Below are 26,640 nucleotides of genomic sequence, written 5' to 3' on the forward strand. Positions count from 1 at the left end.
GAGGCTGATACTCTAAACCTTATTGGTTTGCATTTTATGGATAATTCATGTACACCTTCATTAAGATTCGTCTTTGTCGAAATAATCATCTGGCAAATGTAGTTCTCGCAAACAACCGATAAATTTTTCTCTGAAATTTGGATTGCTTTTATATTCTGGCCATACCGCCTTATAGTAAGGCAGCAGCTTCTCATGTGGAATAATGCCCCAGTATAAAAACAAGTTATTCAGAACCTCCGGGCCGCCCTCCCTCAACATCTGTTCAATGATCTGCCAGCTTCCCAGCTTGTTTTCGCAACTGCGCGCGGCATAGATGGCAGTGGTTTGCATTTTGGGGTCGGCGTGACACAAGAAGGGTTCAAAGTTCTTGAGAGTAATCGCACCGTAATCCTCCAGGATATACCCTGCATAACGCAACGTTTCCGGGTCTTGAATCCTGCCAAGCCTTTGTAAGATACTGGAATAAACTCCGTTAAATCCTCAGTTTTACTGGAAGCGTGCAGAATCTGTAAAGCTTGCAGGAAATCCTCATGTTCATCCGATTGCAACAGCTCCAGAAGATATGTTCTACCCGTGTCAAAAGAAGCTTTGCAGATGAGCCAAATGGCTGTGGTCCGATTTTGGGGGCTTTGCTCCGCAATATTTTTCAAAAAATCAAGGGTTGGCTGAGAGACTTTCTTAAACTTAAACATTCCATCAAGCGCTTTGGCTTGGATTTCTTCGTTTGGAGCGTTCTGATAAATCTGGATCAGCGCATTCTCATCACCCGGCATTCGACTGCCAAACCACCCGATATTATAATCCAGAATAATTTCATCCAGCCAACGCTCGTACCAGTCCAGAAAGCTGTCTTCATAGACAAAGAAAAAAGGATGATCGGGATGAAAATCGGAGGTGTACACAATTCTCCCCCTATACTTCCCTTCAAGTACGAGATACATGTCATATTCGCAGCCTTGGGTGCCTATGCACAACATGCCGCCCAGCACCTTATTACAGGTGTCGTCATATTCCTCATCAGAAATGTCCTCGTCCTTAGTCAGGGGCTCAATTAGATGGTTCCATTCCTCTTTGCTCATCCCGGGATGCAGAACGGATTTTGCAAGGAGTGCCTGACGCTCGGTGTAGGAAGTTGCCTTTCCAATTGAATACATTCCATAATAAGGTCCGGCGCCTCCGTTGCCGATGTTCGTTAAAAACTGCGCGTAAGACACAGGAAGTGTGACCTGATTGTGGGTTTGCCAGTTCGCCAGCTCTTTTGCTGTAAGCTTCTCTTTAACCCTATATTGATGTGAGGATGCTCCAAACACCGAGAAATCCGCGTCTTTGCGCATGGCTTGACTCAGTTTGTTTTTTATTCGATCCAGTTGCGTTTCTTTCTTCCTAAACCACATATTTGAACCCTCCTGTTAACCATAGCCAGGTTTCCTTTGTTTGCTTATCCAGCAATTTTATTATTTTTTCTATCGGTCGTACCTCTTTAAAATGATATGTATCTAGAGTACCACAGGAAAAATCCATATGAATGAATCACGTTTTGGATCATGCCTGGGATTACTGAAGGAAATGGGCTATTCCGAGTTCAAACCGATTTGGATTAGACAGTGGTAGTGATAATGGTTTGTGGACTAGCCCCCTTTGACCACTCAAAGGGGGCTTAAAGTTCACAGACATACGATTAATCGTTATCTGGCGTGGCCGGACTGGCCGAGGGCATCAAGCCTTTAACGGCGCCGAGAAACGGGCGAATGGACTTGATCATGCCGTAGCCCATCTTCACGACCGGGACAAATTTCTGGATCATGCCGAACAGCCGCAAGCCGCCGCCGAGCATACCGCCAAGCCCTCCTGCGCCTGCAGTGGAGCCGCCAAGGCCGCCTAACAGCGAGCCCATCATCGGCAGGAATGCCGACACCTTGGCGTCCGGCTTGCGGGAGCGCGAACGGCCAGACGGTTTACGTGCACCGCTTTTCCGGTTGCCGAGACGGACGCCCGAGGCATGCGAACTGGCTCTGCGTTTGAGAGATCGGGAATTTTGCCTCCCGGAAGAAGCGCGTGGAGGAGCTCCAGCACTGGCAAGTATCAACCCGCCGCTATTAACGTCGGTGATGTAGCCGACGTAGGTCTCTCCGCTGTGCAGGGTGACACAGACCGGACGGCCTTGAAATTTCTTAGCCCGTGCACGCATCTCCTTCGATTGTGCCATGGAAGTTCACCTCGCTCACTGATTATAATTCAGTTTACGCCAGGGGCGGGCTGCCTGCTTGTGCGAATAGGACATACGCACGCCAAAAATCGCTTGGCGGGCTCACCGCCGTTCAAGTCCTCCCGAGGGTCCCCACGCTATATCAAGAGAATTGCCAAAAACCCGCTACTGGATGTTGTATCTCAGTCGTCCCCATTTTGGCAAAAAAATATAGTGATCCAAAACCAAAAGGATAATTGTAATCCTCCTGAAGCAACGTTTCGAGGTAGCCATCTTCATCTACCTGAAATAAAAAAGAGAATGACTCCTCCTTCAGCTTCGCAAAATAATAGTCTTCATTTTGAATAAGTCTCGGGTTTCCGCCTACTTTGATCAAATAAGGCTGATCCATCGACTTTTCGTCATGGCTTAGTTCCCCGTTTGAAATTACATGCTTTATAAGACCCGGGTTAGTAAACATATCTTTGACGCTTTCAGTCGAAATGGGATGCTCAATCACCTTGATCGGGCAATTAGGATACATGTTATTTTCCAAATACTCCTCATAGTCTTCAGGGATGAAGATCGAAATCATGCTCTCAGGTTTAAAGGGATGGACGAGGCTCAAGTAAAAAACATATTTTGGGTTACCTTCTTGGATGAGGTCTTCTTGATCATCAAAAAATTCGGGTGCATTCCCGCCGATCCAGCCTGCACTATGTTCGTTCGATAGAGGCGATCCCGCATAATAAAGAATACAATCTGTTCTCTCAACTAAAATATTCATTTGATTTTCCGTAGGCATTTTACAACATCTCCCTCAAGAAACGCGAATGCCCTCACTCGCCGCTTCCGCCAGCCATGCTTGCATTGCCGGAGACTCCGCCCGATTCAAACGCAGGGCGATTTCGGTATTGATCTCATCCGGCGGCATGACCTCGACAAGGACGCACACGGAATCTCGCGGTTGATTCAAGGCAAACACGCCTTCATCATCGAGCATTTTCATCGCCAGCTCCATGGCCTTCAGCCTCGAATCAAATTCACGATTCCAATCGTCAGCCTCAAGCTCCGCAATGGAAGGACGCTCCATAAACAATTGTTTAACATCATCGAAGTTCTCATCCCTGAAACAACAGTAGGGTGAATCGGCATAGGACCATTTGATGAGTTCCGCAATCGTTGATCCCGGCGTGCCGCTTTCTTCTCCTTGTCTGGCCGCTTCCCTCTCCAAGGCCTCCCATGACCAGGCGGAGATGCTTGGCGCATGTCCCTCTCCAGTAGTAAATAGCGTGCAGTAATAGTAACGTTCGCCGTTTTCAAAAAGAGTACGAAAGGACGTCCTAGCCACACCGGCAATCTCTGCCCCCAGTGCCTCTATTTCTTGCATCGGTTTCATGACAATCGCCCCTTAGCCCTATAAAGGTTTATATCTTATTTCCATTATAAAGATTGTTCACCCTAAATCTACCTACCTTTTGCCTGAATCCTGGAATATGCGCGATTCACTCCCTCATGATAAAAGAGGGTGTCTCTCCGTTACTTTTCGGCTTTGAGACGCCTTCTTTTGAACTCTTTCGTATTCACTACAACATTTTTGCTGTCACTTGAGGTAGGGGTTCTCGTTCTCCTACCCGGAGTTTCATCTCCATTCGAATGCTCATTCAAGGTTCTAATTCAAGGTGCATCTTGGCTTCCGCCTCATCCCATGGCACCGAGTAACCCGCCCCCTTGGCGCAAAAGATAGAGGAGGATGTATACAATGGGTCTGCCTCTTTGCGGTAGCCCATCCGCTCTATGACTTCCTCCGTATTATGACAGCGGTCGTAGCCGCTGAACACGCAGCGGATACTGCCTCGTCCATGCGTAAAGGATGCAAATTCGGCACTGTAGTTCATGAAAGTCGACACGGGCACCCTGCCCGTGACCACCGCTTGCATTCCGGTTGTCTGCGGCGGATTAAAAGTACCTGAAGCACGCTGAATATCGGACAGCACCCTGCCCATTTCATCGATAGCGACCTTGATTTTGAAATCGTAATAGGGCTCCAACAGCACGTTGTCCGCCTTCTCCAGACCCTGCCGTAGTGCTCGAAAAGCAGCCTCACGAAAATCGCCGCCATGGGTATGTTCTTTGTGCGCGCGGCCCCTCAGCAGTGTAATGTTCACGTCGGTGACCGGCATGCCGGTCAGCAGTCCGTGATGCTCCCGTTCGTAGAGATGATTCCGAATCAGATTCTGATAGCTGATATTCAGATCATCGGCATGACATCTGCTATCGAACATGATGCCGTTGCCCCTTGCTCCCGGTTCAATCAGCAAATGCACTTCCGCATAATGCCTGAGCGGTTCGAAGTGGCCGTACCCTTTCACAGCCGATTGAATCGTTTCCTTGTACAAGATTTCCGGTTGTCCAAAAGAGATAGCCAAGCCAAACCGCTCTCTAACAAGCTGCTCCAGCACTTCCAGCTGAATCAATCCCATGACGCGGATAGAAATCTCCTGCAATTTCTCATCCCAAACGACGTTCAGAGACGGCTCCTCCGCCTCCAGCATGCGAAAAGCACCGAGCACCTTCTGTACATGTATCGAATTGTCAAATACTACCTTCGATTGTAACGTCGGCTCCGAATCGTAAGCTAACTTGTCCGATATCGACCCCAGGCCTTGTCCGGCCTCGGCGGCAGACAAACCGGCAACTGCGAACAAATCGCCGGCCTCCACTTGTTCCACTGGCTGCGATTTAAGACCGTTAAACAAGAAGATCCGCGCAACTTTTTCGTCATATTGAACGCCGCCGCTCTCGTAACTAAGCTGTCCTCTCACCTTCAGCCGACCACCCAGCGCCTTAATGAACGTGAGTCTCGCTCCGCCTGCATCGTGCCGAATTTTATAAATCCGCCCCTGGAACGAAGCATTCTCGTCATAAGTAGTCGTCGTCAGCAGATGCAGCTGATCCAGAAATTCAATGACGCCTGTATCCTGAAGCGCAGAGCCGTAAGCACAGGGGAAGAGAAGACCCGCCGCTATCATCCTCTGCAAAGCCTCCATCCAAAATCTGGAATCCTCTTTCCCCTCCAGGAATGCTTCCAGCAAGGCTTCGTCCCGCTCCGCCATGGCCTCCCGCAGCGGCTCACCGACTATGCCGTCAGCGAAGCTCTGTGTAATGCAGCATACTTCCCCCGTCAACTGCTGACGGATATCCGTCTCGGTTCTGCCTGCATCCGCGCCGATCCGATCCGTCTTGTTGATAAAAAAGAACGTCGGAATCCGATGCTTACGCAGCAGCTGCCAGACCGTCTCCGTATGACCCTGGACACCTTCAACTGCGCTTACAATCAGGATGGCATAATCAATGACCTGAATCGCCCGCTCCATCTCCGGGGAGAAATCGACGTGTCCGGGCGTGTCTATTATGTAATAGCTATCTCCCTTATATTCTATTACCGCCTGATCTGCGAACACCGTAATACCCCTTGCCCGCTCGATGTCGTGGCTGTCCAGAAACGCATCCTGATGATCCACCCGCCCCCGGGACCGGATACTGTTCGTATGGTACAGCAGCTGTTCCGCAAAAGTTGTCTTACCTGCATCCACATGGGCGAACAGGCCAATCGTTAGTCGCTTCATAGAATCCCACTTTCAACGCTTCTTGTTGATACTACTCATTTTATTAAAGCATAGAAATCGGGAGAGTGGGTAGGAGTTGGTTTTGAGTGAGGGTCTTTTTTCATAGATAGAGGATAAAAGCAACGAGTGCTCGGCGTAGATGACTTAGCCATCATGAAAGGGCAACGGGTATGTGATCGAATGCCTGCAGGCAGTGCGAAAAACGTTCATCATACGTTATCATCATGGGGGAAAGCTCGTTTGAAATCGCAACATCTTTTGCTAAATCGTCCAGCGGATGCACTAAATGGTGAGAGCAGAAAACGTCTGGGCACCTTGTTGGGCTACAATCGTAACCGCTACAAAAACGGCATTCTTCTGGAAATGCAATCGGCACTGCCTGTTGCTCTAATCGTCAAGCACTGATTTTAAGGTTGAGCCGCTTTTAGAGTCTTATTTTTACGCAATAGGAGTACCATTAGGTATTTCAGTATCCGGCTTTAATAGAATAACATCTCCTTTTTCCGGGACTCCTCCCAAAACTAATACCTCCGATTTGAATCCCGCAATGCGCCGAGGAGGGAAATTGACGATTCCTATAATTTGCTTCCCTACAATTTCCTCAACCTTGTAACGCTTAGTTATTTGTGCACTTGAGGATTTCATCCCGATCTCCGGTCCAAAATCAATTTTAAGCTTTATCGCAGGGATCTTTGCTTCTTCAAAAAACTCCGCTTCCTTAATTGTTCCGACACGGATATCTAGTGCTGCAAAATCATCGATCGTTGCCAACGTTTTGCCTCCTCCACTAAAAAGTCTTTAACCGCTCACGAAAATATCTCTCACGCTTTCCAGCAGAACTTAATGAGTTCCGCTCGGTGTTGCATTTTACTGCGCTGGGCGGAACGGCTGCAGGAGTCGAATCCCTTCCTCAATGGATCCCTCCATCAGTTCTAAGAGCTGTGGCACCAGTTCCTGCATCCGGGGGGCGCTCAGGTGTCGATCGAGGGCATCACGGTTTTCCCAGCGCTCGTAGATGATGAATGTGCCAGGCTGGTCTTCTACCTCGTGAGCCTCGTAGTCAATGTTGCCCAGGTCGTTGCGCGACGGGGTGACAGCAGCAGTCATGAATGCCTTCATCTCGGCTTCTCTCCCTGCCTTAGCTCTCGCCTCCCAGAGTACAGTAACGTAACGGTTCTTTGTATTGTTCATGTTAATTCCTCCTAATTTATAAATACTTCGTATTTTTTTGCTTTACCGTTTTCTCAAATGGGGGAATTCCCCGTTTATGCTTGAAATTCCAGTGTATCAATGGCTTAGTTTAATGCTGTTATAATCGTCCAATAGAACGATTAAAGCCTTGGCCCCCAAGAACATCTTGACGAACCACATCTAAACGACGTGTTTGGTATTCACCCAAAGCTTTTGTTATCGAATTCGGATACTGTTTAATGGAGTCCATAATGGCAACCGTATCATCAAGTGAGTCATTAAAGCCTGCGCCAGTCATTGGTGACATGGTATGAGCTGCATCGCCGATCATGGCTATTCTTCCTTTTGACAATATATTAGGGATGTATTCATTAACAGGTGCCCCGATTAAACTGCGGTCCTTAATCGCGATTTGCAAAATTGCATCATCTTCTTTATTCCAATTTGCTTGGCTGGTTTGTGATAGTTCTTCCAGTAGCGAATCCGGAATATCTCCACCGTATAAGGAATGCTGGGCAACCCCGTCCTTTAACACCCCTAACTCAGACAGCAATTGATTATGCGAATGATCAAACCAGCAAAAACCTATCCATCGCTGGCCAGGATTGGTCCCCCCCTCTATACCTGGCATCACCGCAGTTGTCAGTGTACCGGCAGCACTATTGTTGAAATAAGCGCTCGAAAGTTTCCGTTTTTTCCAGTCTTTCTTTGGCAGCAGTTCTTCGTCCACCTTCCCTACCCAAACCAGATAGCCAGCATAATCTGCAAATGGTTTGTCAGGGTTTAAATAGCGGCGGACAATACTCCGATATCCATCTGCGCCAATCAAAAAGTCACCTTTAAACGTCTGCTCCTCATCACTGGTAGCCCAAGCAGATGATTCATTTTGCCCAACACTAACAATTCGTGTATTGTACTGAAGGGTAATACCAGGTTCTTTAGCAACCGCATTGCGCAAACGTTCTTGAATGGCTGACCAGGCTTCAACATTGTTGTTTCCATTGGATGCCAAGTGTCTTAATTCTCGTTCAATTTCACTATTACTATAAGGCTTTGTGTGTAAACGAATAAAAGCACCATTTCTTAATGATGAATCTACACGTTCAAGAATGGTAACTGTATAACCAGAACGAGATAACGCGAGCCCCATCATTAGACCACCTAAAGATCCACCTACAATAATGGCATGTTCAAACTTGTTTTGTGGCATATTTCATTCCCCCATTTTAGCTTTCTGTCCAAGAGGATTCGTGAAACTGCCCGTTACTGCAGCTTCATCTGGCTGCGGAGCATCCGGTCGAGGAGTTTGTCTGGGAGAATGCGGACCAGTCGGGTCAGCAGTGCCGAATCGCGACCGACCGTATAGCGGGTGCGTGGCTTTCTTTCGTGGATTGCGCGTGAAATCACTGCTGCCACTTTCTCAGGGCGGATACCGTCCGTTGCCCACGTTTCAGCCTGAGCCTTCACGGCGTCAAAAAGACGATCATGGCGTCGGTGCTGGTCCGGCGTCATCAACTTGGCCAGCCGCTCCGCTGTCGTAATCCCGTGCTCCGACAGGCCAGTGCTGACGCCACCCGGAGTGATCATGATTACCTTGAGGCCAAACGAGGACATCTCCCTGCGGAGACTGTCATTGATCGCTTCCATCGCATACTTCGCAGCCGAGTAAATTCCGAATCCGGGCATGGAGACCTTGCCGCCAACGGAGCCGATATTGACCACGCGTCCGCCGCTGTTCAATAGCGCCGGGGTGAGTGCCTGAATAACCGCGACCTGTCCGATCACACTGACTTCGATCTGGCGGCGCAATTCATCAAGCGGAACCATCTCGAGAGGCGCATTAACGGCGATACCGGCATTGTTAACCACTGCCCGCAAAGGGCGACCAAGCGGATCTTTCTCCACCCGTTCGGCCAGCGTCTTTAGTGTGTCGATATTGGTAACATCGACGATCACCGGCTCGATATTTTTGCGTCTGATTTTGTCGGCGTCTTCCTGACGACGAACCCCCGCCAAAACGAGAAATCCTTCAGCGGCGAGCTGCTCCGCGGTAGCCCTGCCGATACCGCTGGACGTACCTGTGACGACGACCAGTTCTTGAGTTTTGAATGACATCGTAATCCTCCTAAGTTTGATAAGATATGAATCACGGTATAGCACTGCTATACCATCATTATATCAGCGCTATACAAAAGTGTCTATATCGGTGCTATACATTTTCTAAAATGTTGCCCTGCGGTCTGAACATCGTTTTAGCGGGTGTTGCGTGATGCTCTCGGCTTACCACATTTCACTTATCACACAACACAAATCCAAGAGAACTAATGCTCGCATCCTCCAAACATAAAAAAGATCGCCATCCTCCTGGAGGGCCAGGTTGGATAGGCGATCTTTCTTTTACTCTTCTAAATTAGGGCTTTGCCTGAAGTCTTTAGGCGCTGTCATCGAATCCCTCATTTTGAATCGGCGTCCGGCCTTTGGATCAAAATGATCTGCATTACGCTTTCCCGAATGAGATCAACGACGTCGGGTTGGGGTGGGGGTGCCTTACGAATCTGGGCCGTCACATACAGCCAAGAGGCCGTATTGGCGGAAGCCCAGACCAGATCTGCCGCAGCCTGGGCTGGCACAGCCAGTTTGCCTTCGACGGCGACTCTCTGAACATTTTGCACTAGTGCTTGGTGCGAATGATCTGCCGCCTCGATATGGGCGCCCTCGAGCAACCGCCCCATCATCGCCGCATAAATCCGAGGACGGGTTGCCGCGAAGCGGACATAGTCATCCCATCCTTGACGAAGAGCCATCTCTGGAATGGTGGACTCCACTGCGGCAATCTTGCTTTCAAATAACTGTTTGAATGCTTCCACTATAGCTGCACTTAGAAGTCCATCGGCATTTCCAAAATGGTGGTAGAGTGTAGGAGCCGTAACCTGCGCGATCGCAGTTACGGCTCGCGTCGAAAATTGGGCTCCCCCATCCTCTTCGAGTACCTTAAGAGCAGCTGCCAATATTTTGTCATATGTTTTCATACGTCCATTATAGCAGTGCTATATTCGTATGTCCATGACGAAGGTTGTACGCCTGCGACCATGATCCCTGTAGCCAAAAAAGGTACTATGCATTTTTCTTTCAGATTAACTTCCTCATTGTACAGAAGAGATGGAGCTACTGTCGTGGATATTTTAAGTTGGGCAGAGCCAAACCTATTAGTGAAATCGCAATAAAATTGTTCGCCCTACTTGTGATACGTTCAGCGTAACGGGGCTATCGGCGAAATGCGGCCCTGGGGCCGCCTATCCTTTGAGCGTATTGAATTGAGAGCCGAATGTCACTTATAACCGCAACCAGGCAGACCGGTTATACAAGAGTACGAATAACATCGACCGTAGCCTTATGTTCTGCTCCGATCTCCGTTCTCCAGCATATCAAGCAGCAGGGTGGAAAGTGGGGCTGGAACTTGTGCATTTTGCGCCGCCGACAGCAAGAGGCCGACATCTTTCTGCGGAATTTTACTTTCGGATATGGATGACTTCTCGGCTATCATTTTGCCATAGTTTTGATAAATTGGGGCGGTAAACAGTGTGCTGGTAAGCATATGGACCGCTGCTGTGGGATCAACCCCGCCGCGCTCAGCTATTCCTAGTGCTTCTTCCAGTGAGCGTGCGGCGGAGACGATTAGGAAGTTACCGATCAGTTTGACGAGTACAGCCGAACCGGCTTCCTCGCCAAAGTCAAAAATCCCTTTAGCTCCCATCGCTTCCAGCAGCGGCCGCACCCGCTCCTTTGCTTCCTGCGGACCCGCTATTGGAATCCACAATTGTCTGGCAGCGGCTGCCTCCGGCCGTCCAAAGATAGGCGCCTCAACATAGACGGAACCGTGCCGCGCGTGCAGATCCGCCAGCATCTTACCCGTATCCGGCGACACCGTACTCATTGATACATGAATACCGCCTTTGCCCAGGCGTTCTAAGAAATCTTCGCTTTTGACGACGTCTTCCAATGCTTCATCGTCCCATACCAAGGTGACGACGATGCCACCGGTTGTCACGGCGTCAGCTGGACGGACCGCCTGCAGCGCACCTTGGGCTACGAGCGGTTCCGCTTTTTCTGGGGTGCGGTTGTATACGGTCAACGCATATCCTGCTTGGAGCAGATTGGCAGCGACTGGCATACCAAGCAGTCCGAGTCCGATAAATCCAATGTTTTCTCTCATGAATTTAACCTCCATAGAATACTAAACATGACGTTAACGTCATGTTTTAAGCAAAAAAAATTAATCGCTTTCATTGGCCTCGAGCCATCGCTCGAAACGTTCTATATTCGACTGCAAATCGCTGCGGAACTGCCCGAGCGCTTCAAGCTTCTGGTCCGTGTCGGCCAGATGCTGGCGCAGTATGCCAAGGACTTTCCGTTTCGGCAGCACCCCGCTCATATCCGTAAAGTAAAGCTCGATTACGTCCCGAATTTCCTCCAAACTTAGGCCAATCTTCTTCAATTGATCGATCTTATGCAGACGAGCAACCGTTTCTTCCGTGTAGTAATGATGACCATTGCCTTCGCGCTCGCCAGATGGAAGCAATCCAATGCTCTCGTAATAACGAACCGTGCGCTGGGTTACCCCGGCTCGTTCTGTCAAATCGCCAATGCGCATGCGGTTCATGATGTATCACTCTTTCCAAGATATAATATGACGTTAACGTCATGTTTGCATGATAGCATTTGGATTGGAAAATGTAAAGGCACCTGAACTTCGCCCTACTTATGATACGGTTCAGCTTAACGGGTCTAACGGCAAATTTTAAAGGTACCCATTAATTAAATGACAATTTAAGCAACTCAAAAACCGGGATTCGCCAGATGAGGCGTCCCGGTTTTTGGCATTCTATGTTGGGTTAATCATCTCAGATAGCAGAGAATATCTTTCTCTCCCTGATCCATTATTGAAATCCATCTTTCAGCCAAGCGCTGGCTAATGCAGTCGCACCGCGGGCGGCCAACGTATCCGCCAAAGCATTCAACATGACGAAATCATGAATGATTCCTTGATAACGCACCGTTGTGACCTCTACACCAGCCTCCCGAAGCTTATTCCCATAGGCCTCACCTTCATCTCGAAGAACGTCGGCTTCCGCCGTAATGATGAGAGCTGGGGGAAGATCGCGAAGCTGGTCGATGGAAGCTCTCAGAGGAGAAGTATAGATTTCATTTAACTCTTCCGGTTTGTTGATGTACTGTTCCCAGAACCAAGCCATCCCGTCACGGCGAAGGAAGTATCCTTCGGCGAATTCATGATACGAGTCCGTATCCATTCCCCCATCCGTAACCGGATAGAACAGCAGCTGTCGTTTAATCGCAGGTCCCTTTCTTTCCTTAGCAATCAACGTGATTGCCGCAGTCATGTTGCCGCCAACGCTATCGCCACCGATGGAGATATGATTCGAATCCAAGCCATAAGCCTTGCCGGAGGAAGCGATCCATTGCAGCGTAGCATAGATCTCTTCAAGAGCTGTCGGGTATTTGACTTCGGGAGACAAGCTGTAATTAGGAAATACGATGGCGGATCCGCTTCTGACCGCTAGCTCGCGAATCAACCGGTCGTGGGTATGGGCATTACCGAACACCCATCCTGCACCATGTATGTACAAAACCGTTTTAAGCAGTTGGCCAGCCGTGTTCTTCGGACGCAGGATCCGAACGGACACTTGACCGCTTGGTCCACCTGGGATGTGGAGATCCTCAATGTCTACATCTTTTTTTTTGATATCTCCCGATTGAACTTCGTCTACCGTAGCTCTCCCCTGCTCAGGTTCAAGATGGAATAAGTAGGGCGGATTCGCAGTATCCTCAACGAATTGTTGTGCGGCAGGCTCAAGAATAATCTTTTTAGTCATGTGTATCATTCTCCTCATATCATATTAGTTTTAGACAATTAAATTTTGCAAAATCATTATGGGTAAAAGAATTCAATTCTATTATTGTGACAGCCAAGAATTGGCCAACAGCATTGCTCCGCGTGCAGCATTTGTATCCTTTAATGCATTCAACATCACAAAGTCATGAATAATGCCTTGAAAGCGTACGGCCGTTACAGGGACACCTGCTTCTCTGAGCTTGTTTGCATAGGCTTCGCCTTCATCTCGCAGGACATCCGCCTCACCAGTGATTACAAGCGTTTCCGGCAATCCCTTTAACTGATCAATCGTTGCACGAAGCGGTGAAGCATAGATTTCGTTCCTTTGTTTCGGATCTGTCGTATACTGATCCCAGAACCATTGCATACCATCACGACGCAGGAAATAGCCCGTAGCGAACTGTTGATAGGAGGCCGTGTCGAAATTGGCATCGGTAACGGGGTAGAAAAGAAGCTGCTTGCTAATTTTCGGGCCTTTACGATCTTTAGCCATCAATGTAACCGCCGCCGTCATATTGCCCCCCACACTATCTCCAGCTACTGTGATTTTCTGTGAATTCAGTCCATTATTACTTCCATCTTTGGCCACCCATAATAACGCTGTGTAAATCTCCTCGATAGCAACCGGATATTTTGCTTCCGGAGAGAGATCGTAATTCGTAAAGACTACAGCTGAGTTGGAACCGACGGCTAGCTCACGAATGAGACGCGAATGTGTCAGCTCGTCTCCAAATACCCAACCTGCTCCATGGGTGTACAATATAACCGGCAGGTCTTTCGTTACTCCCTTCGGACGAACAATTGTAAGTGACATGCTGCCTTTTGGTCCGCCTGGAATCGTCAAATGCTGAAGATCAACGTCTGGCATTTCCACGTCACCTGATTGTACTTGATCCACGGCTTTCCTTCCCTCTACTGGGCCGAGATCGAACAAATAAGGAGGGTTGGCAGTATCCTCGACAAACTTCTGAGCTGCCGGTTCAAGCACGACTTTATTATTAGAAGTGGTGGTGTTCTTCTCTTGATTGTTTCCTGCATATACGCCGGCCGCGCCGGTAATTGTCATGCCGAGCACCATCATGGCCACAACGGATGTTTTGAATTTGTTTTTCATTTTCGGGTTCTCTCCTTTGTTATTCCATTCATTGATAATCATAAATTGCATCAATGGCAGGCCTTTGCCGTCCAATGTGGTTATACCCAATCCTAGTTGTAAAAAATTTAATTTTGCACAACCATTATGGGTAAAAAAAGATTACAACTTTCGCAGCTCCCAGAGAATATCCTCCGGTTCCATTCTCTTGGTAAAGTCGGGATTCACGTATGCGGAACGGATAACGGAGTATTCGTCAATCATGAACGTTCCCGTCACCGGAAGCAGCCAATGATCCGTCCCATTGTACTCGTGAAGATCAATATTATGGCTTAAATACATGCTCTTCAGATAGTCGGGCACTTCATACAACAGGTTATATTTGGTGGCAACGATTCCCTTAGGGTCGCTAAGAACCTTAAAGGACAGTTCTGCTTTCTCTTGATCAGACAGCGTATAATCCGGCAATTGCGGACTGACTGCGATAAGCTGAGCGCCTAGCGCCTGAATATCGGGGAGAATCTCCTGGTATGCTCTTAGTTGTCGATTGCAGTAAGGGCACCATCCTCCTCTGTAAAAGGTAAGGACAACGGGACCTTTTGCCAATTCATCGGCCAAATTGATTTGGTTTCCAAGTGAATCTGGCAATTCAAAGTCCTTGGCTTTTGCCCCGACTGGTAGTCCTGTCGCCTTGCCTTCCTCTTGAAGTTGCTGGATGACACGTTGGTGTATCGCCTGCACTTCAAACGGGTTTGCTGCAGTGACCTTCTCTAACGCTGAAGTTAAGGTCGTTGTGGGCATGGTCACACCTCCAATGAATTATTTGCCGCTGGTCTGAATGACTTTGTCCGCTAATACTTTGATAGTTTTGTTTAGTTCCGAGACATCTTCGATTGACATTCCGCTGGCTGAGAGGAGTGCGGATGGAATACAATCGGATTCCCCCTTAAGGGCCAACCCTTTCTCCGTGAGCAGGACCAAGACGACCCTCTCATCTTCCGTCGATCGTACTCTCCTAATCAGTTCGTTCGCCTCCATCCGTTTCAGCAGCGGCGTCAAGGTGCCTGAATCGAGGTCTAATTGTCCTCCCAGTTCTTTCACCGTCCGCCCGTCACTTTCCCAGAGGGATAGCAACACGAGATACTGAGGATAGGTAATTCCCATCTCCTCTAATAGCGGTCGATACAACCGAGAAACGGCTCGGGAGCAAGCATATAAGGAAAAGCAAAGGTGTTCGTTAAGTTGCAGCATGTGAGGTCAACCCCTATTTAATATTGTGCACAATTTAATTATACAAAACATTTTTAGACTGTCAACTACTTATTTTTGATCTGAGGGATCTATTCAGCATTCACTTGAGCTGTTGAGAACCCCAATCAATTTTGACAAATAAAGCGAGAGAGTGGGAGTGGTAGATAGATTCTTTTTAAACTAATTTTACATATCGTCTACTTTCAACGATCTTATTGAGGAAAGACATACCGCTGTTGAAGCCATACTTCAAGCTGGTCATATCCCTGCTGGAATCGAAGAGCTATACGACTTCACTACATGCCACACATGGCCTTTTGAAAATAGTACCCACATAAACTAGAATGCGCTTTCAATCTATGAATAGGCTTAAAAATTTGGTAGACTCTTCATATGAATGCCTGAAGTCAAAGACTGTCCCGAGCGCATTCGCTTCGTATTCCCGCCTGATCATGGAGAAGAATTTACGAATCATTTCATTTGGGCGATAAGCTATTTATCAGCAATACCAGACGCCATCATTTTTGATGAAACCAACAAACGATCATTGGCTAAAATTCCCTAATCCAATCGAATAGAACAGGAGAGATCGCTTTGCAGGATTCCACTTATTCCGCAATTAGGACTCTATGTAAACAAGGCGATGACTTAGTGAAGGCAGGCGATCTTGATGCCGCCAAGCAAAATTATTTTGCCGCCCTCCGTTTATTGCCTGAAGATCATCAAGAATGGGAGGCCGCTACCTGGATATATGTAGCTATTGGGGATGTCCACTATCGTATGAAGAATTACGATAAGGCCTTCAAGTGCTTTTTTAATGCCGTACAGTGTCCGAAGGGGTTGGGTAATCCGTATATTCACCTTCGGCTGGGGCAGTTATATTATGAACAGAAAAACTTTGAAAAGGCGGCTGACGAGTTAACCCGGGCTTACATGGGCGCCGGTATTGAGATTTTTATGGAAGACGACCCAAAATATCTTGAATTTTTGGAGACAAACATAGAGATTTGAAATTTCAGGCTACGCAAGAGCTGATTACGGTATTTTTAAATTTTTTTACCTTCAAACCATTCTATAATATTATTTTCGAATTCAACGGCGAAATCAAAAAACTCACTCTCGCACTATTTGTGAAACGGTTAAGGAGCCATCCGTAATCGGATAGCTCCTTTTCTTATTCTCAGTATGAATTATTCTTGTACAATTCGAAATCTGCTGATCATTTCGCTCACTTGTTGGCTTGATTGTTTCAATTGTTCAGCTGCACTATGCAGATGGGAATACGCTTGACTCTGATCGTTAGAAGCCGAACTTACCTCTTCTGTGGCAGAAGCTGCGTCTCGAGCTACATCGGATATCTTGATAATGGATGAGATGACCTGTTCCCTGCTAACATTCATCTGCCCTATATCCCCATCCATCTCTTGAATCGAGCTAATGATTTCTTTTAGCATATCCATAATCGATTCAAATGCCGTTCCCGACTCCTGAACAATAAGAGATTGTTCGGAGATAATCACCTCTGTCTGATTCATGACCTGCAACGTTTGAGAAACTTCTGCCTTGAGGCGTGCAATAGTTGTGTTAATTCTCTCTGTTGATTCATAAGTCATGGTCGACAGCTTGCGAATCTCTGTGGCGACGACTGCAAATCCTTTTCCGGAATCGCCGGCACGCGCCGCTTCTATGCTCGCATTTAATGCGAGGAGCTTCGTTTGCTCCGATACTTCATTAATCGTTTGTACGATTGTAGAAATCGTAAGCATCTGTTCTGCCAGGCCTTCAATATGTTGTACGACCAGTTGGTTTGCTTCTGTCGTTTGGTGATTGTGGTCCTGTAATTTCTTTACTTTATCCATGCCGCCTCTTAAGACGATTTCTGACTCTGAAGACAAGCTGGTCATTTTTTTGTTCCTTACATTTACCTTTTCAATCGTGTCCGATAGCGCCATCGTTTCACGGCTCGTTGCCTCTGTCAAGGACGCTTGCTCAGAAGCACCCACTGCAATTTCATTAATGCCTGACGTCATTTCCTCGCCGGTTGCCGTTGTTTGTTCCGCAATAAAGGTAAGTTCATGAGCGGAAGTGTTTACATGGCCAATCGATTGGCTTACTGTCGAAATGAGTTCTTTCATACGAGATACCATTATATTAAAATCAGCGGTTAATTCCCCAAGCTCATCCTGGGAGAAGGTACGTATATCGACTGCCAGATTGCCCTCCGCAATCTCTCGGACACGTCCGCGCAAATAACGGATCGGATGATGGATGGATCGGATGATCAAATAACCAAGCAATGATGAAGCGATCAAGCCTGCCAATGTTAAGAGGATACTGATCAATCGCAGGAAGCTGTATTGTTTTTGTGTGCTCTCCAACATGATTTGATTATCATCGTAGTACAGATCGCCTATGTGATCCAAAGCGTCTTCCATCTGGTCAAACTTTTCGTTGCCCTCCTGATAAGAAAGGAGATTCGCCCTTTCACGGACAGTTGAATCCTTTGACGATAATCCGTCAATCACTTTCTTGGAGACCAATTCATACGCTGCAACCGTCGCTTCGTAGTCTTGAATCGACTTTTCCTCATTATCAAAAATAGTTCCAATTGACTTATACTCATTAAACTTCTTCTTTGCCGACTCCTTTTGTTTTCCGTAATCCTCTAGCTGTTTTAAAAATTGTTCCGACCCTGGTTCATAACTGTACAGCGATCGTTCTGCCAACAGCATCTGATATAGGTCGATATCCGCTGTACGAATAAGATCAATGACTTCCGCCCTAATACTAAGGCTCTCCTCAAGCGAGGATTGTACCCGCTTCAGATTGTAAATCCCAACGCCTCCGATCACAAGGCTAGTGATTACAGTAACGACGATCGTTAGAATTACCTTGTTCCTGATCGTCATCGTGAACTTCCTACCTCTCATTATGCCTCACTCCCATCTAGTCCCTCTCGAGGTAACACGAAATAATATTCGACATCGTTTGCCACTTTATAAACCTCAATGTTATGCGGAAATCGTATAATTGCTAGAAACCAAGTTAAGAGCATAAATATCTATTACGCCCTCCATTAAAATCTCACTTACATTATTTGAAACAGCGGACATTTGATGAATTGCAGATTCAATCGCCTGACTCCCTTTGGAGCCAGCTCCGATGCTACATCCACAGATTCCTTGACATGAATGGAACGATCAGCAATTTTGCGTAGCCTCCCCATCCATCTTCTGAACAAGCGTAACGCTGGCTTCGATGCTGTTCACTTGCGTCTGCGCTCCTTCGGCTAATTTTTCTGTAATGGACGCAACATGCTCCGTAGCTTGTCCCGTTTGTTCCGCGCTGGCTGTCAGCTCTTCCGATGATGCGGCAACCTGCTCCGCATTTGTGCCCACTTCCCGGATAATCCCGATACTTTACTATTCCTCATAAAAACCACTGCCCCCAGTTTGTCTAATGATGTCGAATATACAAGGAAACTTGTTGTAATTACTTTATCGGATTACTGCGCTGCTTTATTAACACATAACGAATAATGCCTATGCTAAACGTTACAATTATTAACTATAGTGTTATTATAAGGTTAATCATGAATTGCTAGAGTTAGTAAGGAAAGAAACTCTACATAATTGCGAGATGAAATAAAATGCGACAACTTTCATTAGGAAAATCGGGACCGCAGGTAAGCGCTCTATGTCTTGGATGTTTAAACTTCGGTACGAATACCGAGAAAAATTTATCGTATCGGCCACTGGCGGAAGTAAAGTAGAGCCTGAGAATCCAATACCAAGTAGTAATGCACCAACATAAAGCATAGCAATACCAAATGAATCAGAAACTACAACCCCAAGCATACCACCACCAATACCAGTAAATAGAGCCGCTTTAACACCGAATTTATCGTTGATCGCGCCTATTATGAATTTACCGCCTGTTTGACCAATGGTTACACAAGTTACTCCTGTAGCTGCCATTGCAGCTGTAAATCCAATGGATTGCACAAAGTTTGGTACCTGGAAGCTTACTGTCGAAGCTAAACCGAAAAGACCAGTGAATAACATAACCAAATTGTTCTGGTTTTGAACGTATGACGAGAATGATAAAAGGTAAAATTAATACGGCTACAGGCAATACCTAATACCATATAGGTTGGTCGCCAACCGATAGACTCGATTAATCGACCTGTAATTTGTGCAAAAATTGTGCACCGCCAATTCCCAAAGAAGTACCAATTTTAGCTTTAAAGCAATTGTTCATTATTAATGGTATGGAACTGTAAATTAGGAAGGTACCACCAAGACACCACCTCGCTGGTTTCACTTTGGATGGCGGTAATGAGCGTTTCGATCTGCTTCGTTGCCGCTTCTGACTGGTCCGCAAGCTTGCGGACTTCGTCTGCGACTACGGCAAATCCGCGACCCTGCTCGCCCGCTCTAGCTGCTTCTATGGCTGCATTCAAGGCCAGCAGGCCGATTTGCCCGGAGATGGTCTTTGATCACGCTGATGGGAATAGTCCCGATGAAGCAAGAACTCTTTGAGACTATTTCCACGTGCAGACAAAGAACTGCTTCTTATTGTCTTTCACAAATTCGCCCTACTTATGATAAGGTTCACCGTATCATCCATAAAGCGAAAGCAGATAACACAGTGAAGCAGGTGTAAGCGTTACTTACTATACATGGCTTGAACAAGGACGGGCCAGAGATGTGATTTAAGATAATGCACTATGTATTGGGAAGTGTTATCACCTTTATCTTTTAGAAATTTTAATTATTATCTCCCTTTTTCATCAATTTTCTAATATAAATATTGAACATCCGTTCGTATTGAAGTAAAATCAAACTACATTCATTAATATTACGTACGTAATAAAGGAGAATGCTCTATATGAACTTTAGTTATAGTTTTCCCGCTCTCCGTGGAATTCAAGCAGGGAGAGAATTCTATACAGTGATGTGCCCGCTCAGGCTGATCCCTAGGATATTTCTGTTTGATGAAGAAGAGATTCCCGTTGAACACCGGGCTCAGCGTCTTATGAATAAATCAAGAATTCCGGATATAACCAACTATATTCTTGAGAATCCAAAGGACTACATATTTTCTTCGTTAACGGCATCTGTAGATGGGAAATTAGTCTTTCAGGAGCATTCAAGCGAGCTTAAAGATATAGGATATCTCTCGATCTCACTTGATTCAAAGTTTCTAATTAATGACGGTCAACACAGGAGAGCGTCAATTGAAGAAGCTTTGAAGATTGCTCCAGAACTCGGAGATGAGACCATTTCTGTAGTCTTTTTTCATGATTTAGGGCTTGTGCGTTCTCAGCAAATGTTCTCCGATCTTAATCGACATGCGGTGAACACAACTTCTTCTATCGGTATACTTTATGATCACCGCGATCAAATGTCTCTCATAACAAAGGGATTAATTTCAGAGATCCCCTTGCTGGATCGATACACCGATCGGGAAAAGGTGAACCTTTCAAAGAATTCTCCTAAATTATTTGCATTAAACCATATATTCAATACGAATTGCAGACTTCTAGGCAAGCGGAAAGGCGAGATGATCTCTGAGCAAGAAAAGGAATTCTTAAATGAATTTTGGATTCTTTTAAGTGCTACTATTAATGAATGGCAGCAGGTGCTGATGAAGAAAGCATCACCTAGAGATTTACGGGCAAATTCTATAGTTGCTCATGGTGTTTTCTTAGAAGCTATAGGTATTATAGGTCACTATCTTTATTTCTATCATCCAGATGAGTGGCAGAAATATATTGAGAAATTAAAACATATTGACTGGCGCAGGGATAATAAAGAAGATTGGCAAGGTCGTGCCTACAGCCATACTGGTCGTATTAATAAGAACAATCAGACTGTTCAACTAACAGCCAATCTCATTAAGAATAAAATTGGACTCCCTCTTACAGAACAAGAACAAAAAATAGAAGATAAATTTAAGGAGGTCTTTCCTCTTGGAACTTAATATTTTTAACACTGGCAGTAAATTTAATGAATCCAGAGAATTGGTGAAAGAAGTATATCTATCTGATGATCGTCCCTGGGTAATTGGCTTTAGCGGAGGTAAAGATTCCACTGCTCTGGTTCAAATAGTATTTCAGGCATTAAGCGAACTTCCACCTAACCAATTAAATAAAAAAGTATATGTGATTTCTTCGGATACTCAGGTTGAAACACCACTTATTATTGATAAAATTACCCGAACCTTAGGAAGAATTCAGACTAGAGCTCTTGAAATGGGACTTCCTATTGAAACCCAAAAAGTAAGACCAAAAGCCGAGCAAACATTCTGGGCTTCTATTATTGGCAAAGGGTATCCAACTCCACGTCAAAAATTCAGATGGTGCACTGACCGGCTAAAAATTGAACCTGCCAACAGGTTCATTCTTGAAAAAGTAGATCAATTTGGTGAAGTTGTAATGCTTCTTGGGGTCCGAGATTCCGAAAGCTCTACTCGAGCCGCTGTCATGCAGTCACATACTATAGAAGGGAAAAATTTAATGCGGCACTCCACACTGCGGAATGCCTTTGTATTTGCACCGATCAGATCATTTCATGTAGACGACATCTGGGAATTCCTGCTCCAATATCCTTCACCTTGGGGCGATGATAATAATGAACTGCTGCAATTGTACCAAGATTCCAGTAGTGAATGCCCACTGGTTGTAGATAAAGAAATTAAGGAAAGTGCGGGTTCATGCGGAAACAGTCGATTTGGATGTTGGACTTGCACAGTTGTAAACGAAGATAAAGCACTGAGTGGATTTATTAATAGCGGTGTAGAATGGCTAACTCCACTCTATGAGTTCAGAAATTACCTCGTGAATATTCGTGAAGATCGTTCTAAACGTCAAAAACATAGAATGAATGGTGAAGTTTATCTGACAACGAATCTCGGAGGAGTTAATGAAGAAGACATTAGAGCGAATAAATATAAAAGCATCAAAAAATCCGAGATCAAACAATTTATAGAAGATAACAATATAAATTTGGCAACAATTGAAAAACTTGATGTATTTGTTGAAGATGAAGATGGAAATTTCAAGCGTTTCGGGGTGGGCCCTTTCACCTTAAATGCTCGAGAAGAGATTCTCAGAGAACTACTTAGAACTCAGAAAAAAGTTCGGGAACTTTATGATCCAAATATCGAGCTCATTACTTTTGAGGAACTTAAGGAAATCCGTAAATACTGGCATATCGATCTTCAATGGGAAGATCGCCTCCCTCGAATTGTTGAAGAGGAAACCGGAGAAATCTATGATTGGCATAAAGATGACCGCCCTGTATTTAAAGAAGATCAGATTACTGATTTAGAGACACTCTGTCAGGAAGAAGGGGTAAACTTGAATCTGCTTAAAAAGCTAATTGCAGTAGAAAAGGATTACTCCGGTGTGAAAGTTCGAAGAGGGCTGATTCAGGCTTTTGACAAGACTTTAAACCAAGATTTCTTACATTTATAAAGGTGGATTAGATAATTAATGCAGATCAACAAACTAGTCCTTCGTAATATTGGTGCTTATCACGGGGATCTTAACAACTTTAACTTTAAAACAACCACTAACCATAATGTAATATTAATTGGTGGGAAAAACGGAGCTGGGAAAACTACCATTCTGGAATCCATTCGAATCGCTTTATTTGGTTCTATGGCCTACGGTTATATTACTGAGAATGAAGCTTATTTCAAGAAAATCCGATCCCTGCTTAATCGAAAAGCTCTTCATGAAAATAATCAGGATAAGTACCAAATTGTTCTTGAATATCTATCAACAGAAGAGTTCGAACCTATTACCTACTCTTTAATCCGCAGCTGGAGTATTAAAGATAATAAGATTAGAGAATATTTTTCTGTTAAAAAAAACAATGCTCATCTTAATGCCCAGGAGATTTCTGATTTTCAAAATAAACTCAGAGAAGAAATGCCGCCAAGGTTATTTGAACTTTGTCTGTTTGATGGTGAGGACATATCCAGAATTGTATCTGAAGAGAAAATCCCTGATTATTTACAGGATGCAGGAAAGATCCTCTTTAACCTAGACCTATTTGTTAACCTAGAAAAAGACCTTCAAAACTACAGACAACAGCATGCAAAGAAAAACTCTGACACTTCTAGGGAATTTGAAATCAAAAATTCACTTGAAATAGAAATTCATGATCTACAAAATCAATTGAAAAATCTCCAAAGTGATCTGCTTAATCATCAAGATGAAGCTGCTAAACTTACAGATTTAATAAGACAAGATAAGAAGGATTTTGAAATTCATGGTGGACTTATTCAGGAGAACAGACAGCAGTTAATCCAACAAGTCAATGAAATTGAGCAACGCAGAAAACAAAATTCTGATCAGATTAAAGCATTTACTATATCTTATCTTCCATTCTATATTGCTCGTGAAACGTTAGCAAAAGTTACAGATCAGATTGCCAAAGAGAAGGATTATGACTCTTTTGAGTATATAAATACAACCTTGAAAAAGGATCACTTATCACAATTACTAAGCAGCCTTACACCATCGTCGAATTTGAATCTTTCAGATCAACAAGTTGAAAGTTTGCACAGTGGTCTATTAGACCTTATTAAACCTTCAATTACCGAAGTGTTCCATAGATCTTCATTTGAACAACAGAATGAAGTCTACTCCATGCATAAAAAGGTTCAATCAATCAAGTCACAGCATTATGTTGAATTGTTTGATGAAAATGCTGTTTTGTTAGAAAAGTCTCAGGAATTACGTAAAGCGATTGATCTTAATGATAATTCAAGTGAATTCAAAGAACTTCTTGAGCGAATTGAGGAAAGTAATAGAAGATTAGAACAAATCAAAATGATATCCGAAAAACAAGAAGATGAAATCAATGAAATACATGAACAAATCAAGCATAAAGAAATCGCATTAATTAAACTTAATGATAGAATACGCGAGTATTATAAATCTGAAAGCTCTTATGCAATGACTGAGAAGTTATTGACTGTAAGTCAGCGTTTCAGGGAACGGCAGTGGCAAAAGAAACTGAACGATGTCGCTAAAGAAGCAACGAAAATGATTAATATCTTATTCCGAAAAAAGGATTATATTGACCGTATTCATATCGATTCATCAAGTTTTCAGATTACACTTTACAATAAACAAAGACATGAGATTACTAAGGAACGTTTATCAGCTGGAGAAAAGGAAATGTTAATGTTGACAGTAATCTGGGCTATGTTTAAAGTATCTGAGTGGAAACTGCCATTTGTTTTTGACACATTGTTCGGACGACTCGATCAAGACCATAAAAAGTCTCTGATTGAACATTTCATTCCGAAATGCGGGGATCAGGTATTAATGTTCACTACAGACTCAGAAATTGGAACTGAACATTTCGAAACGATTAAAGATATAACTTCAATATGCTATACATTAGAATACAACTCATTCCAGGAAACAGCTGAAATCGTTCGGGGCAGATATTTTAATATGAGTAAGGAGATAAGCCCAAAATGAATTTCACTCTCAAAACGTCTAAATATACAAAAGAAACCCTGTTACAGCTCCAAGCTTCCACAGGGATAACACCTAATATTCTGATTCGTTATGCTGTAGCTCTATCTATAAAAAAAGGGGATGTCCTCCCTCTCAGCAAAGACTTCAGTGAAGGCTTAGTTCTTAACCGAAATACAGTTACTGGGGAATTCGATTATATTTTTCGGGCAATGATTACACAGGCTGCGAATAAAGAGCTGACCGATGAAGATTACTTCCCCGGATACTTCAATGCCCATCTTGAAAGAGGTATACGTGACTTAGCCGCAGAGTACAAAGGCGCAGGAAATGCTGAAAAATTCATTCGTGCCTTGCTAATCTAACACAAAGGGCCGGGATAACATATGATCTATTTAGATAACAGCGCTACAACTAAATTACATCCAGAGGTTCTTGAGACCATGCTTCCTTATCTGAAGGAAGAGTACGGAAACCCTTCAAGCAAATTTTATTTATTAGCTGAGAATGCTAAAAAGGCGGTAAAAATTGCGCGCGAACAAGTAGCTCTATTACTTGGGTGTGATGATGATGAAATTGTATTTACCAGCGGTGCAACGGAGAGTAATAACATGATCATCAAAGGGGTACAAGACTATTACGGAAGAATATCTGAAAACTCAAATTACATGATCACATCTCAAACGGAGCACCCTTCTGTATTAGAATCTTTCCGATATCTGGAGGAACGTGGAACGAATGTGAAGTATCTTGAAGTCGATTCTTTTGCAAGGGTTAATGTGAACGAACTTACCGAAGAACTGAAGCACCAACCACTTCTTACATCCATTATTTGGGGTAATAATGAAATTGGATCCTTAAATCCTATACCAGATCTTGCTCAACGATTTGAGAAGAATAATCTATTCTTCCATACAGATGCTACACAAATCATTGGTAAAGTTCCATTCTACCTAAAAGACTTACCAGGGATTCGTTTCTTATCGATGTCTGGCCATAAAATAGGCGGTCCCAAAGGAATCGGAGTAGCTGTAATTCGGAAACAATCCAAAGAGATTTATACCAAGTTAACTCCCCTATTACACGGAGGCGGTCAAGAAAATGATTACCGAAGTGGGACGCTTGCCGTTCATAATATTGTAGGATTGGGAAAAGCAGCTGAAATTGCCCATAAACATTTAAACGAGAATATTGCCAAACTGAAAGAATTAGAAGAATACCTGATTGCACTACTTTCGGAAAATTTGGGTAATAAAATAACGTTTAACAGTGACACCGAGAATAAGATTCCCGGCCTTATTAGTTTGCAATTTATAGGAGTGAACAATGAACTTCTACTCAAAAAGTTATCTCCATTCGTAGCACTTTCTTCGGGCTCAGCTTGCAGTTCAAGCAAACCAAGCCATGTCCTTACTTCAGCAGGACTACCTCTTGAGGAAGTCAGACAAACCATTCGAATCACCTTAAATCCAAATATCAGCAAATCAGATTTAGATATTTTCAGAAATATTAAGTAGGAAGCATTAAGACCAGGCAGATTTCAATCTACCTGGTCTTTTTTTATTCTTTATAAAATCATCCCCCCTTCTTTATCCTAATACTTCAATATATATGCTATAGTTAATTAGGTAATATTATCTACTTTAACTAGTTACTAATTACTATATAAATCGAAAGGTGATTTCATGGAAACACTAAAACAACAAGAAAAAAAACTATTAAACGATCTCTGTGATCTATATAATCTTACTCCGGACTTAATTAATCTCCTAGTCAGAACCGCAGAAAAGAACATGCACGAAAACATATCATTAGCTGAAAAACGCACCGATTATATTGATTTGGTCGGTTATCATACGAAGGGAAAGGTATAATCTT

At 44.5% G+C, this 26,640-nt stretch carries 27 protein-coding genes and 3 pseudogenes; 10 read left to right on the forward strand and 20 right to left on the reverse strand.

The genetic code is table 11. The annotated features are described in order from the left end of the window. Positions 1–60 precede the first annotated feature (60 nt). From MKY75_RS24885 to MKY75_RS24905, 5 genes and pseudogenes are all read right to left on the reverse strand, one after another. Positions 61–1,394 (reverse strand): annotated as a pseudogene (locus MKY75_RS24885) (SMI1/KNR4 family protein). A gap of 284 nt (positions 1,395–1,678) precedes the next feature. Further along, positions 1,679–2,206, reverse strand: coding sequence for a hypothetical protein (locus MKY75_RS24890; RefSeq protein ID WP_340886946.1), 528 nt, complete (start codon positions 2,204–2,206; stop codon positions 1,679–1,681). 142 nt (positions 2,207–2,348) lie between these two features. Continuing rightward, entirely contained in the window at positions 2,349–2,990 is a 642-nt protein-coding gene (locus tag MKY75_RS24895) for a hypothetical protein (protein WP_340886949.1), read from the reverse strand. Between the two features lie 15 nt (positions 2,991–3,005). Next, positions 3,006–3,536, reverse strand: a complete 531-nt coding sequence (locus MKY75_RS24900) for a DUF4303 domain-containing protein (protein ID WP_340886950.1) — start codon at positions 3,534–3,536, stop codon at positions 3,006–3,008. A 313-nt stretch (positions 3,537–3,849) separates the two neighbouring features. Next, a complete protein-coding gene (locus tag MKY75_RS24905; protein ID WP_340886952.1) occupies positions 3,850–5,814 on the reverse strand; it encodes a translation factor GTPase family protein in 1,965 nt (654 codons plus the stop codon). Between the two features lie 240 nt (positions 5,815–6,054). Between MKY75_RS24905 and MKY75_RS24910 the strand changes: the two genes are divergently transcribed. Beyond that, positions 6,055–6,219 (forward strand): hypothetical protein, encoded by a 165-nt coding sequence (locus tag MKY75_RS24910; protein ID WP_340886955.1) that lies wholly within the window; start codon positions 6,055–6,057, stop codon positions 6,217–6,219. Positions 6,220–6,252: 33 nt separating this feature from the next. Here the strand turns inward: MKY75_RS24910 and csaA are convergent, their stop codons facing one another. The 11 genes from csaA to MKY75_RS24965 form a co-directional block, all read right to left on the reverse strand. After that, complete coding sequence (gene csaA / locus MKY75_RS24915; RefSeq protein WP_063211748.1) at positions 6,253–6,585, reverse strand: chaperone CsaA; 333 nt, start codon at positions 6,583–6,585, stop codon at positions 6,253–6,255. A gap of 96 nt (positions 6,586–6,681) precedes the next feature. Further along, positions 6,682–7,005, reverse strand: a complete 324-nt coding sequence (locus tag MKY75_RS24920; protein WP_340886958.1) for a putative quinol monooxygenase — start codon at positions 7,003–7,005, stop codon at positions 6,682–6,684. 118 nt (positions 7,006–7,123) lie between these two features. Then, positions 7,124–8,215 (reverse strand): FAD-dependent monooxygenase, encoded by a 1,092-nt coding sequence (locus MKY75_RS24925; RefSeq protein ID WP_340886961.1) that lies wholly within the window; start codon positions 8,213–8,215, stop codon positions 7,124–7,126. Between the two features lie 53 nt (positions 8,216–8,268). Then, positions 8,269–9,120, reverse strand: coding sequence for an SDR family oxidoreductase (locus tag MKY75_RS24930; RefSeq protein WP_340886963.1), 852 nt, complete (start codon positions 9,118–9,120; stop codon positions 8,269–8,271). A gap of 338 nt (positions 9,121–9,458) precedes the next feature. Further along, entirely contained in the window at positions 9,459–10,034 is a 576-nt protein-coding gene (locus MKY75_RS24935) for a TetR/AcrR family transcriptional regulator (RefSeq protein WP_340886966.1), read from the reverse strand. Between the two features lie 362 nt (positions 10,035–10,396). Next, complete coding sequence (locus tag MKY75_RS24940; RefSeq protein ID WP_340886968.1) at positions 10,397–11,218, reverse strand: NAD(P)-dependent oxidoreductase; 822 nt, start codon at positions 11,216–11,218, stop codon at positions 10,397–10,399. A gap of 60 nt (positions 11,219–11,278) precedes the next feature. Then, positions 11,279–11,665, reverse strand: a complete 387-nt coding sequence (locus MKY75_RS24945; protein WP_340886970.1) for a MerR family transcriptional regulator — start codon at positions 11,663–11,665, stop codon at positions 11,279–11,281. 277 nt (positions 11,666–11,942) lie between these two features. Next, entirely contained in the window at positions 11,943–12,896 is a 954-nt protein-coding gene (locus tag MKY75_RS24950; RefSeq protein ID WP_340886973.1) for an alpha/beta hydrolase, read from the reverse strand. A gap of 81 nt (positions 12,897–12,977) precedes the next feature. Beyond that, entirely contained in the window at positions 12,978–14,081 is a 1,104-nt protein-coding gene (locus MKY75_RS24955) for an alpha/beta hydrolase (protein ID WP_340887130.1), read from the reverse strand. Between the two features lie 90 nt (positions 14,082–14,171). Continuing rightward, positions 14,172–14,810: a peroxiredoxin-like family protein gene (locus tag MKY75_RS24960; protein WP_013312749.1), complete on the reverse strand. Its 639-nt coding sequence runs from the start codon at positions 14,808–14,810 to the stop codon at positions 14,172–14,174. Between the two features lie 18 nt (positions 14,811–14,828). Further along, on the reverse strand, positions 14,829–15,260 hold the full coding sequence (locus tag MKY75_RS24965) for a MarR family winged helix-turn-helix transcriptional regulator (RefSeq protein ID WP_340886976.1): 432 nt from the start codon (positions 15,258–15,260) through the stop codon (positions 14,829–14,831). Positions 15,261–15,450: 190 nt separating this feature from the next. On the opposite strand from MKY75_RS24965, the pseudogene MKY75_RS24970 reads away from it, so the two are divergent. The 3 genes and pseudogenes from MKY75_RS24970 to MKY75_RS24980 all read left to right on the forward strand — a co-directional run. Next, positions 15,451–15,549 (forward strand): annotated as a pseudogene (locus tag MKY75_RS24970) (DUF4062 domain-containing protein); the annotation flags it as partial. A gap of 108 nt (positions 15,550–15,657) precedes the next feature. Next, positions 15,658–15,825 (forward strand): hypothetical protein, encoded by a 168-nt coding sequence (locus MKY75_RS24975; RefSeq protein WP_340886977.1) that lies wholly within the window; start codon positions 15,658–15,660, stop codon positions 15,823–15,825. Between the two features lie 23 nt (positions 15,826–15,848). After that, positions 15,849–16,271: a tetratricopeptide repeat protein gene (locus MKY75_RS24980; protein ID WP_340887132.1), complete on the forward strand. Its 423-nt coding sequence runs from the start codon at positions 15,849–15,851 to the stop codon at positions 16,269–16,271. 179 nt (positions 16,272–16,450) lie between these two features. Here the strand turns inward: MKY75_RS24980 and MKY75_RS24985 are convergent, their stop codons facing one another. From MKY75_RS24985 to MKY75_RS25000, 4 genes and pseudogenes are all read right to left on the reverse strand, one after another. Then, the gene (locus tag MKY75_RS24985; RefSeq protein ID WP_340886979.1) at positions 16,451–18,169 is read right to left on the reverse strand and encodes a methyl-accepting chemotaxis protein; all 1,719 of its coding nucleotides are present in this window, start codon (positions 18,167–18,169) and stop codon (positions 16,451–16,453) included. Positions 18,170–18,460: 291 nt separating this feature from the next. Beyond that, positions 18,461–18,658, reverse strand: coding sequence for a hypothetical protein (locus MKY75_RS24990; RefSeq protein WP_322251665.1), 198 nt, complete (start codon positions 18,656–18,658; stop codon positions 18,461–18,463). Positions 18,659–18,850: 192 nt separating this feature from the next. Then, positions 18,851–19,237: a hypothetical protein gene (locus MKY75_RS24995; RefSeq protein ID WP_340886981.1), complete on the reverse strand. Its 387-nt coding sequence runs from the start codon at positions 19,235–19,237 to the stop codon at positions 18,851–18,853. A 326-nt stretch (positions 19,238–19,563) separates the two neighbouring features. Then, a pseudogene (locus tag MKY75_RS25000) lies at positions 19,564–19,749 on the reverse strand (methyl-accepting chemotaxis protein); the annotation flags it as partial. 401 nt (positions 19,750–20,150) lie between these two features. On the opposite strand from MKY75_RS25000, the gene dndB reads away from it, so the two are divergent. From dndB to MKY75_RS25660, 6 genes are all read left to right on the forward strand, one after another. Further along, the gene (gene dndB / locus MKY75_RS25005; protein WP_445671527.1) at positions 20,151–21,245 is read left to right on the forward strand and encodes a DNA sulfur modification protein DndB; all 1,095 of its coding nucleotides are present in this window, start codon (positions 20,151–20,153) and stop codon (positions 21,243–21,245) included. Next, positions 21,235–22,740 carry a DNA phosphorothioation system sulfurtransferase DndC gene (gene dndC / locus MKY75_RS25010; RefSeq protein WP_340886987.1) on the forward strand — a complete coding sequence of 502 codons (1,506 nt, stop codon included), beginning with the start codon at positions 21,235–21,237 and terminating at the stop codon, positions 22,738–22,740. Before dndB ends, dndC begins: the two co-directional genes overlap by 11 nt. A gap of 18 nt (positions 22,741–22,758) precedes the next feature. After that, positions 22,759–24,765 carry a DNA sulfur modification protein DndD gene (dndD, locus tag MKY75_RS25015; protein ID WP_340886989.1) on the forward strand — a complete coding sequence of 669 codons (2,007 nt, stop codon included), beginning with the start codon at positions 22,759–22,761 and terminating at the stop codon, positions 24,763–24,765. Beyond that, complete coding sequence (locus tag MKY75_RS25020) at positions 24,762–25,127, forward strand: DndE family protein (protein ID WP_069012346.1); 366 nt, start codon at positions 24,762–24,764, stop codon at positions 25,125–25,127. The genes dndD and MKY75_RS25020 overlap by 4 nt, the downstream gene beginning before the upstream one ends. Positions 25,128–25,148: 21 nt before the next feature. After that, positions 25,149–26,279, forward strand: coding sequence for a cysteine desulfurase family protein (locus MKY75_RS25025; RefSeq protein ID WP_340886992.1), 1,131 nt, complete (start codon positions 25,149–25,151; stop codon positions 26,277–26,279). Positions 26,280–26,447: 168 nt separating this feature from the next. After that, positions 26,448–26,636, forward strand: coding sequence for a DnaD domain protein (locus tag MKY75_RS25660; RefSeq protein WP_069012348.1), 189 nt, complete (start codon positions 26,448–26,450; stop codon positions 26,634–26,636). Positions 26,637–26,640 lie beyond the last annotated feature (4 nt).

The organism is Paenibacillus sp. FSL L8-0663, assembly GCF_038008125.1.
GTDB lineage: Bacteria > Bacillota > Bacilli > Paenibacillales > Paenibacillaceae > Paenibacillus > Paenibacillus polymyxa_D.

Excerpts from the sequence above, each read along its gene's own strand:
- MKY75_RS24950 (WP_340886973.1), bottom strand. The coding sequence starts at position 12,896 with ATGACTAAAAAGATTATTCTTGAGCCTGCCGCACAACAATTCGTTGAG.
- MKY75_RS24965 (WP_340886976.1), bottom strand. The coding sequence starts at position 15,260 with ATGCTGCAACTTAACGAACACCTTTGCTTTTCCTTATATGCTTGCTCC.
- MKY75_RS25660 (WP_069012348.1), top strand. The coding sequence starts at position 26,448 with ATGGAAACACTAAAACAACAAGAAAAAAAACTATTAAACGATCTCTGT.
- MKY75_RS24905 (WP_340886952.1), bottom strand. The coding sequence starts at position 5,814 with ATGAAGCGACTAACGATTGGCCTGTTCGCCCATGTGGATGCAGGTAAG.
- dndD (WP_340886989.1), top strand. The coding sequence starts at position 22,759 with ATGCAGATCAACAAACTAGTCCTTCGTAATATTGGTGCTTATCACGGG.
- dndB (WP_445671527.1), top strand. The coding sequence starts at position 20,151 with ATGAACTTTAGTTATAGTTTTCCCGCTCTCCGTGGAATTCAAGCAGGG.
- MKY75_RS24895 (WP_340886949.1), bottom strand. The coding sequence starts at position 2,990 with ATGCCTACGGAAAATCAAATGAATATTTTAGTTGAGAGAACAGATTGT.
- MKY75_RS24940 (WP_340886968.1), bottom strand. The coding sequence starts at position 11,218 with ATGAGAGAAAACATTGGATTTATCGGACTCGGACTGCTTGGTATGCCA.
- MKY75_RS24930 (WP_340886963.1), bottom strand. The coding sequence starts at position 9,120 with ATGTCATTCAAAACTCAAGAACTGGTCGTCGTCACAGGTACGTCCAGC.
- MKY75_RS24995 (WP_340886981.1), bottom strand. The coding sequence starts at position 19,237 with ATGGCAGCTACAGGAGTAACTTGTGTAACCATTGGTCAAACAGGCGGT.
- MKY75_RS24925 (WP_340886961.1), bottom strand. The coding sequence starts at position 8,215 with ATGCCACAAAACAAGTTTGAACATGCCATTATTGTAGGTGGATCTTTA.
- MKY75_RS24920 (WP_340886958.1), bottom strand. The coding sequence starts at position 7,005 with ATGAACAATACAAAGAACCGTTACGTTACTGTACTCTGGGAGGCGAGA.
- MKY75_RS24975 (WP_340886977.1), top strand. The coding sequence starts at position 15,658 with ATGCCTGAAGTCAAAGACTGTCCCGAGCGCATTCGCTTCGTATTCCCG.
- MKY75_RS24985 (WP_340886979.1), bottom strand. The coding sequence starts at position 18,169 with ATGACGATCAGGAACAAGGTAATTCTAACGATCGTCGTTACTGTAATC.
- MKY75_RS24960 (WP_013312749.1), bottom strand. The coding sequence starts at position 14,810 with ATGCCCACAACGACCTTAACTTCAGCGTTAGAGAAGGTCACTGCAGCA.
- MKY75_RS24935 (WP_340886966.1), bottom strand. The coding sequence starts at position 10,034 with ATGAAAACATATGACAAAATATTGGCAGCTGCTCTTAAGGTACTCGAA.
- MKY75_RS24955 (WP_340887130.1), bottom strand. The coding sequence starts at position 14,081 with ATGCAATTTATGATTATCAATGAATGGAATAACAAAGGAGAGAACCCG.
- MKY75_RS25025 (WP_340886992.1), top strand. The coding sequence starts at position 25,149 with ATGATCTATTTAGATAACAGCGCTACAACTAAATTACATCCAGAGGTT.
- MKY75_RS24890 (WP_340886946.1), bottom strand. The coding sequence starts at position 2,206 with ATGGCACAATCGAAGGAGATGCGTGCACGGGCTAAGAAATTTCAAGGC.
- MKY75_RS24945 (WP_340886970.1), bottom strand. The coding sequence starts at position 11,665 with ATGAACCGCATGCGCATTGGCGATTTGACAGAACGAGCCGGGGTAACC.
- MKY75_RS25020 (WP_069012346.1), top strand. The coding sequence starts at position 24,762 with ATGAATTTCACTCTCAAAACGTCTAAATATACAAAAGAAACCCTGTTA.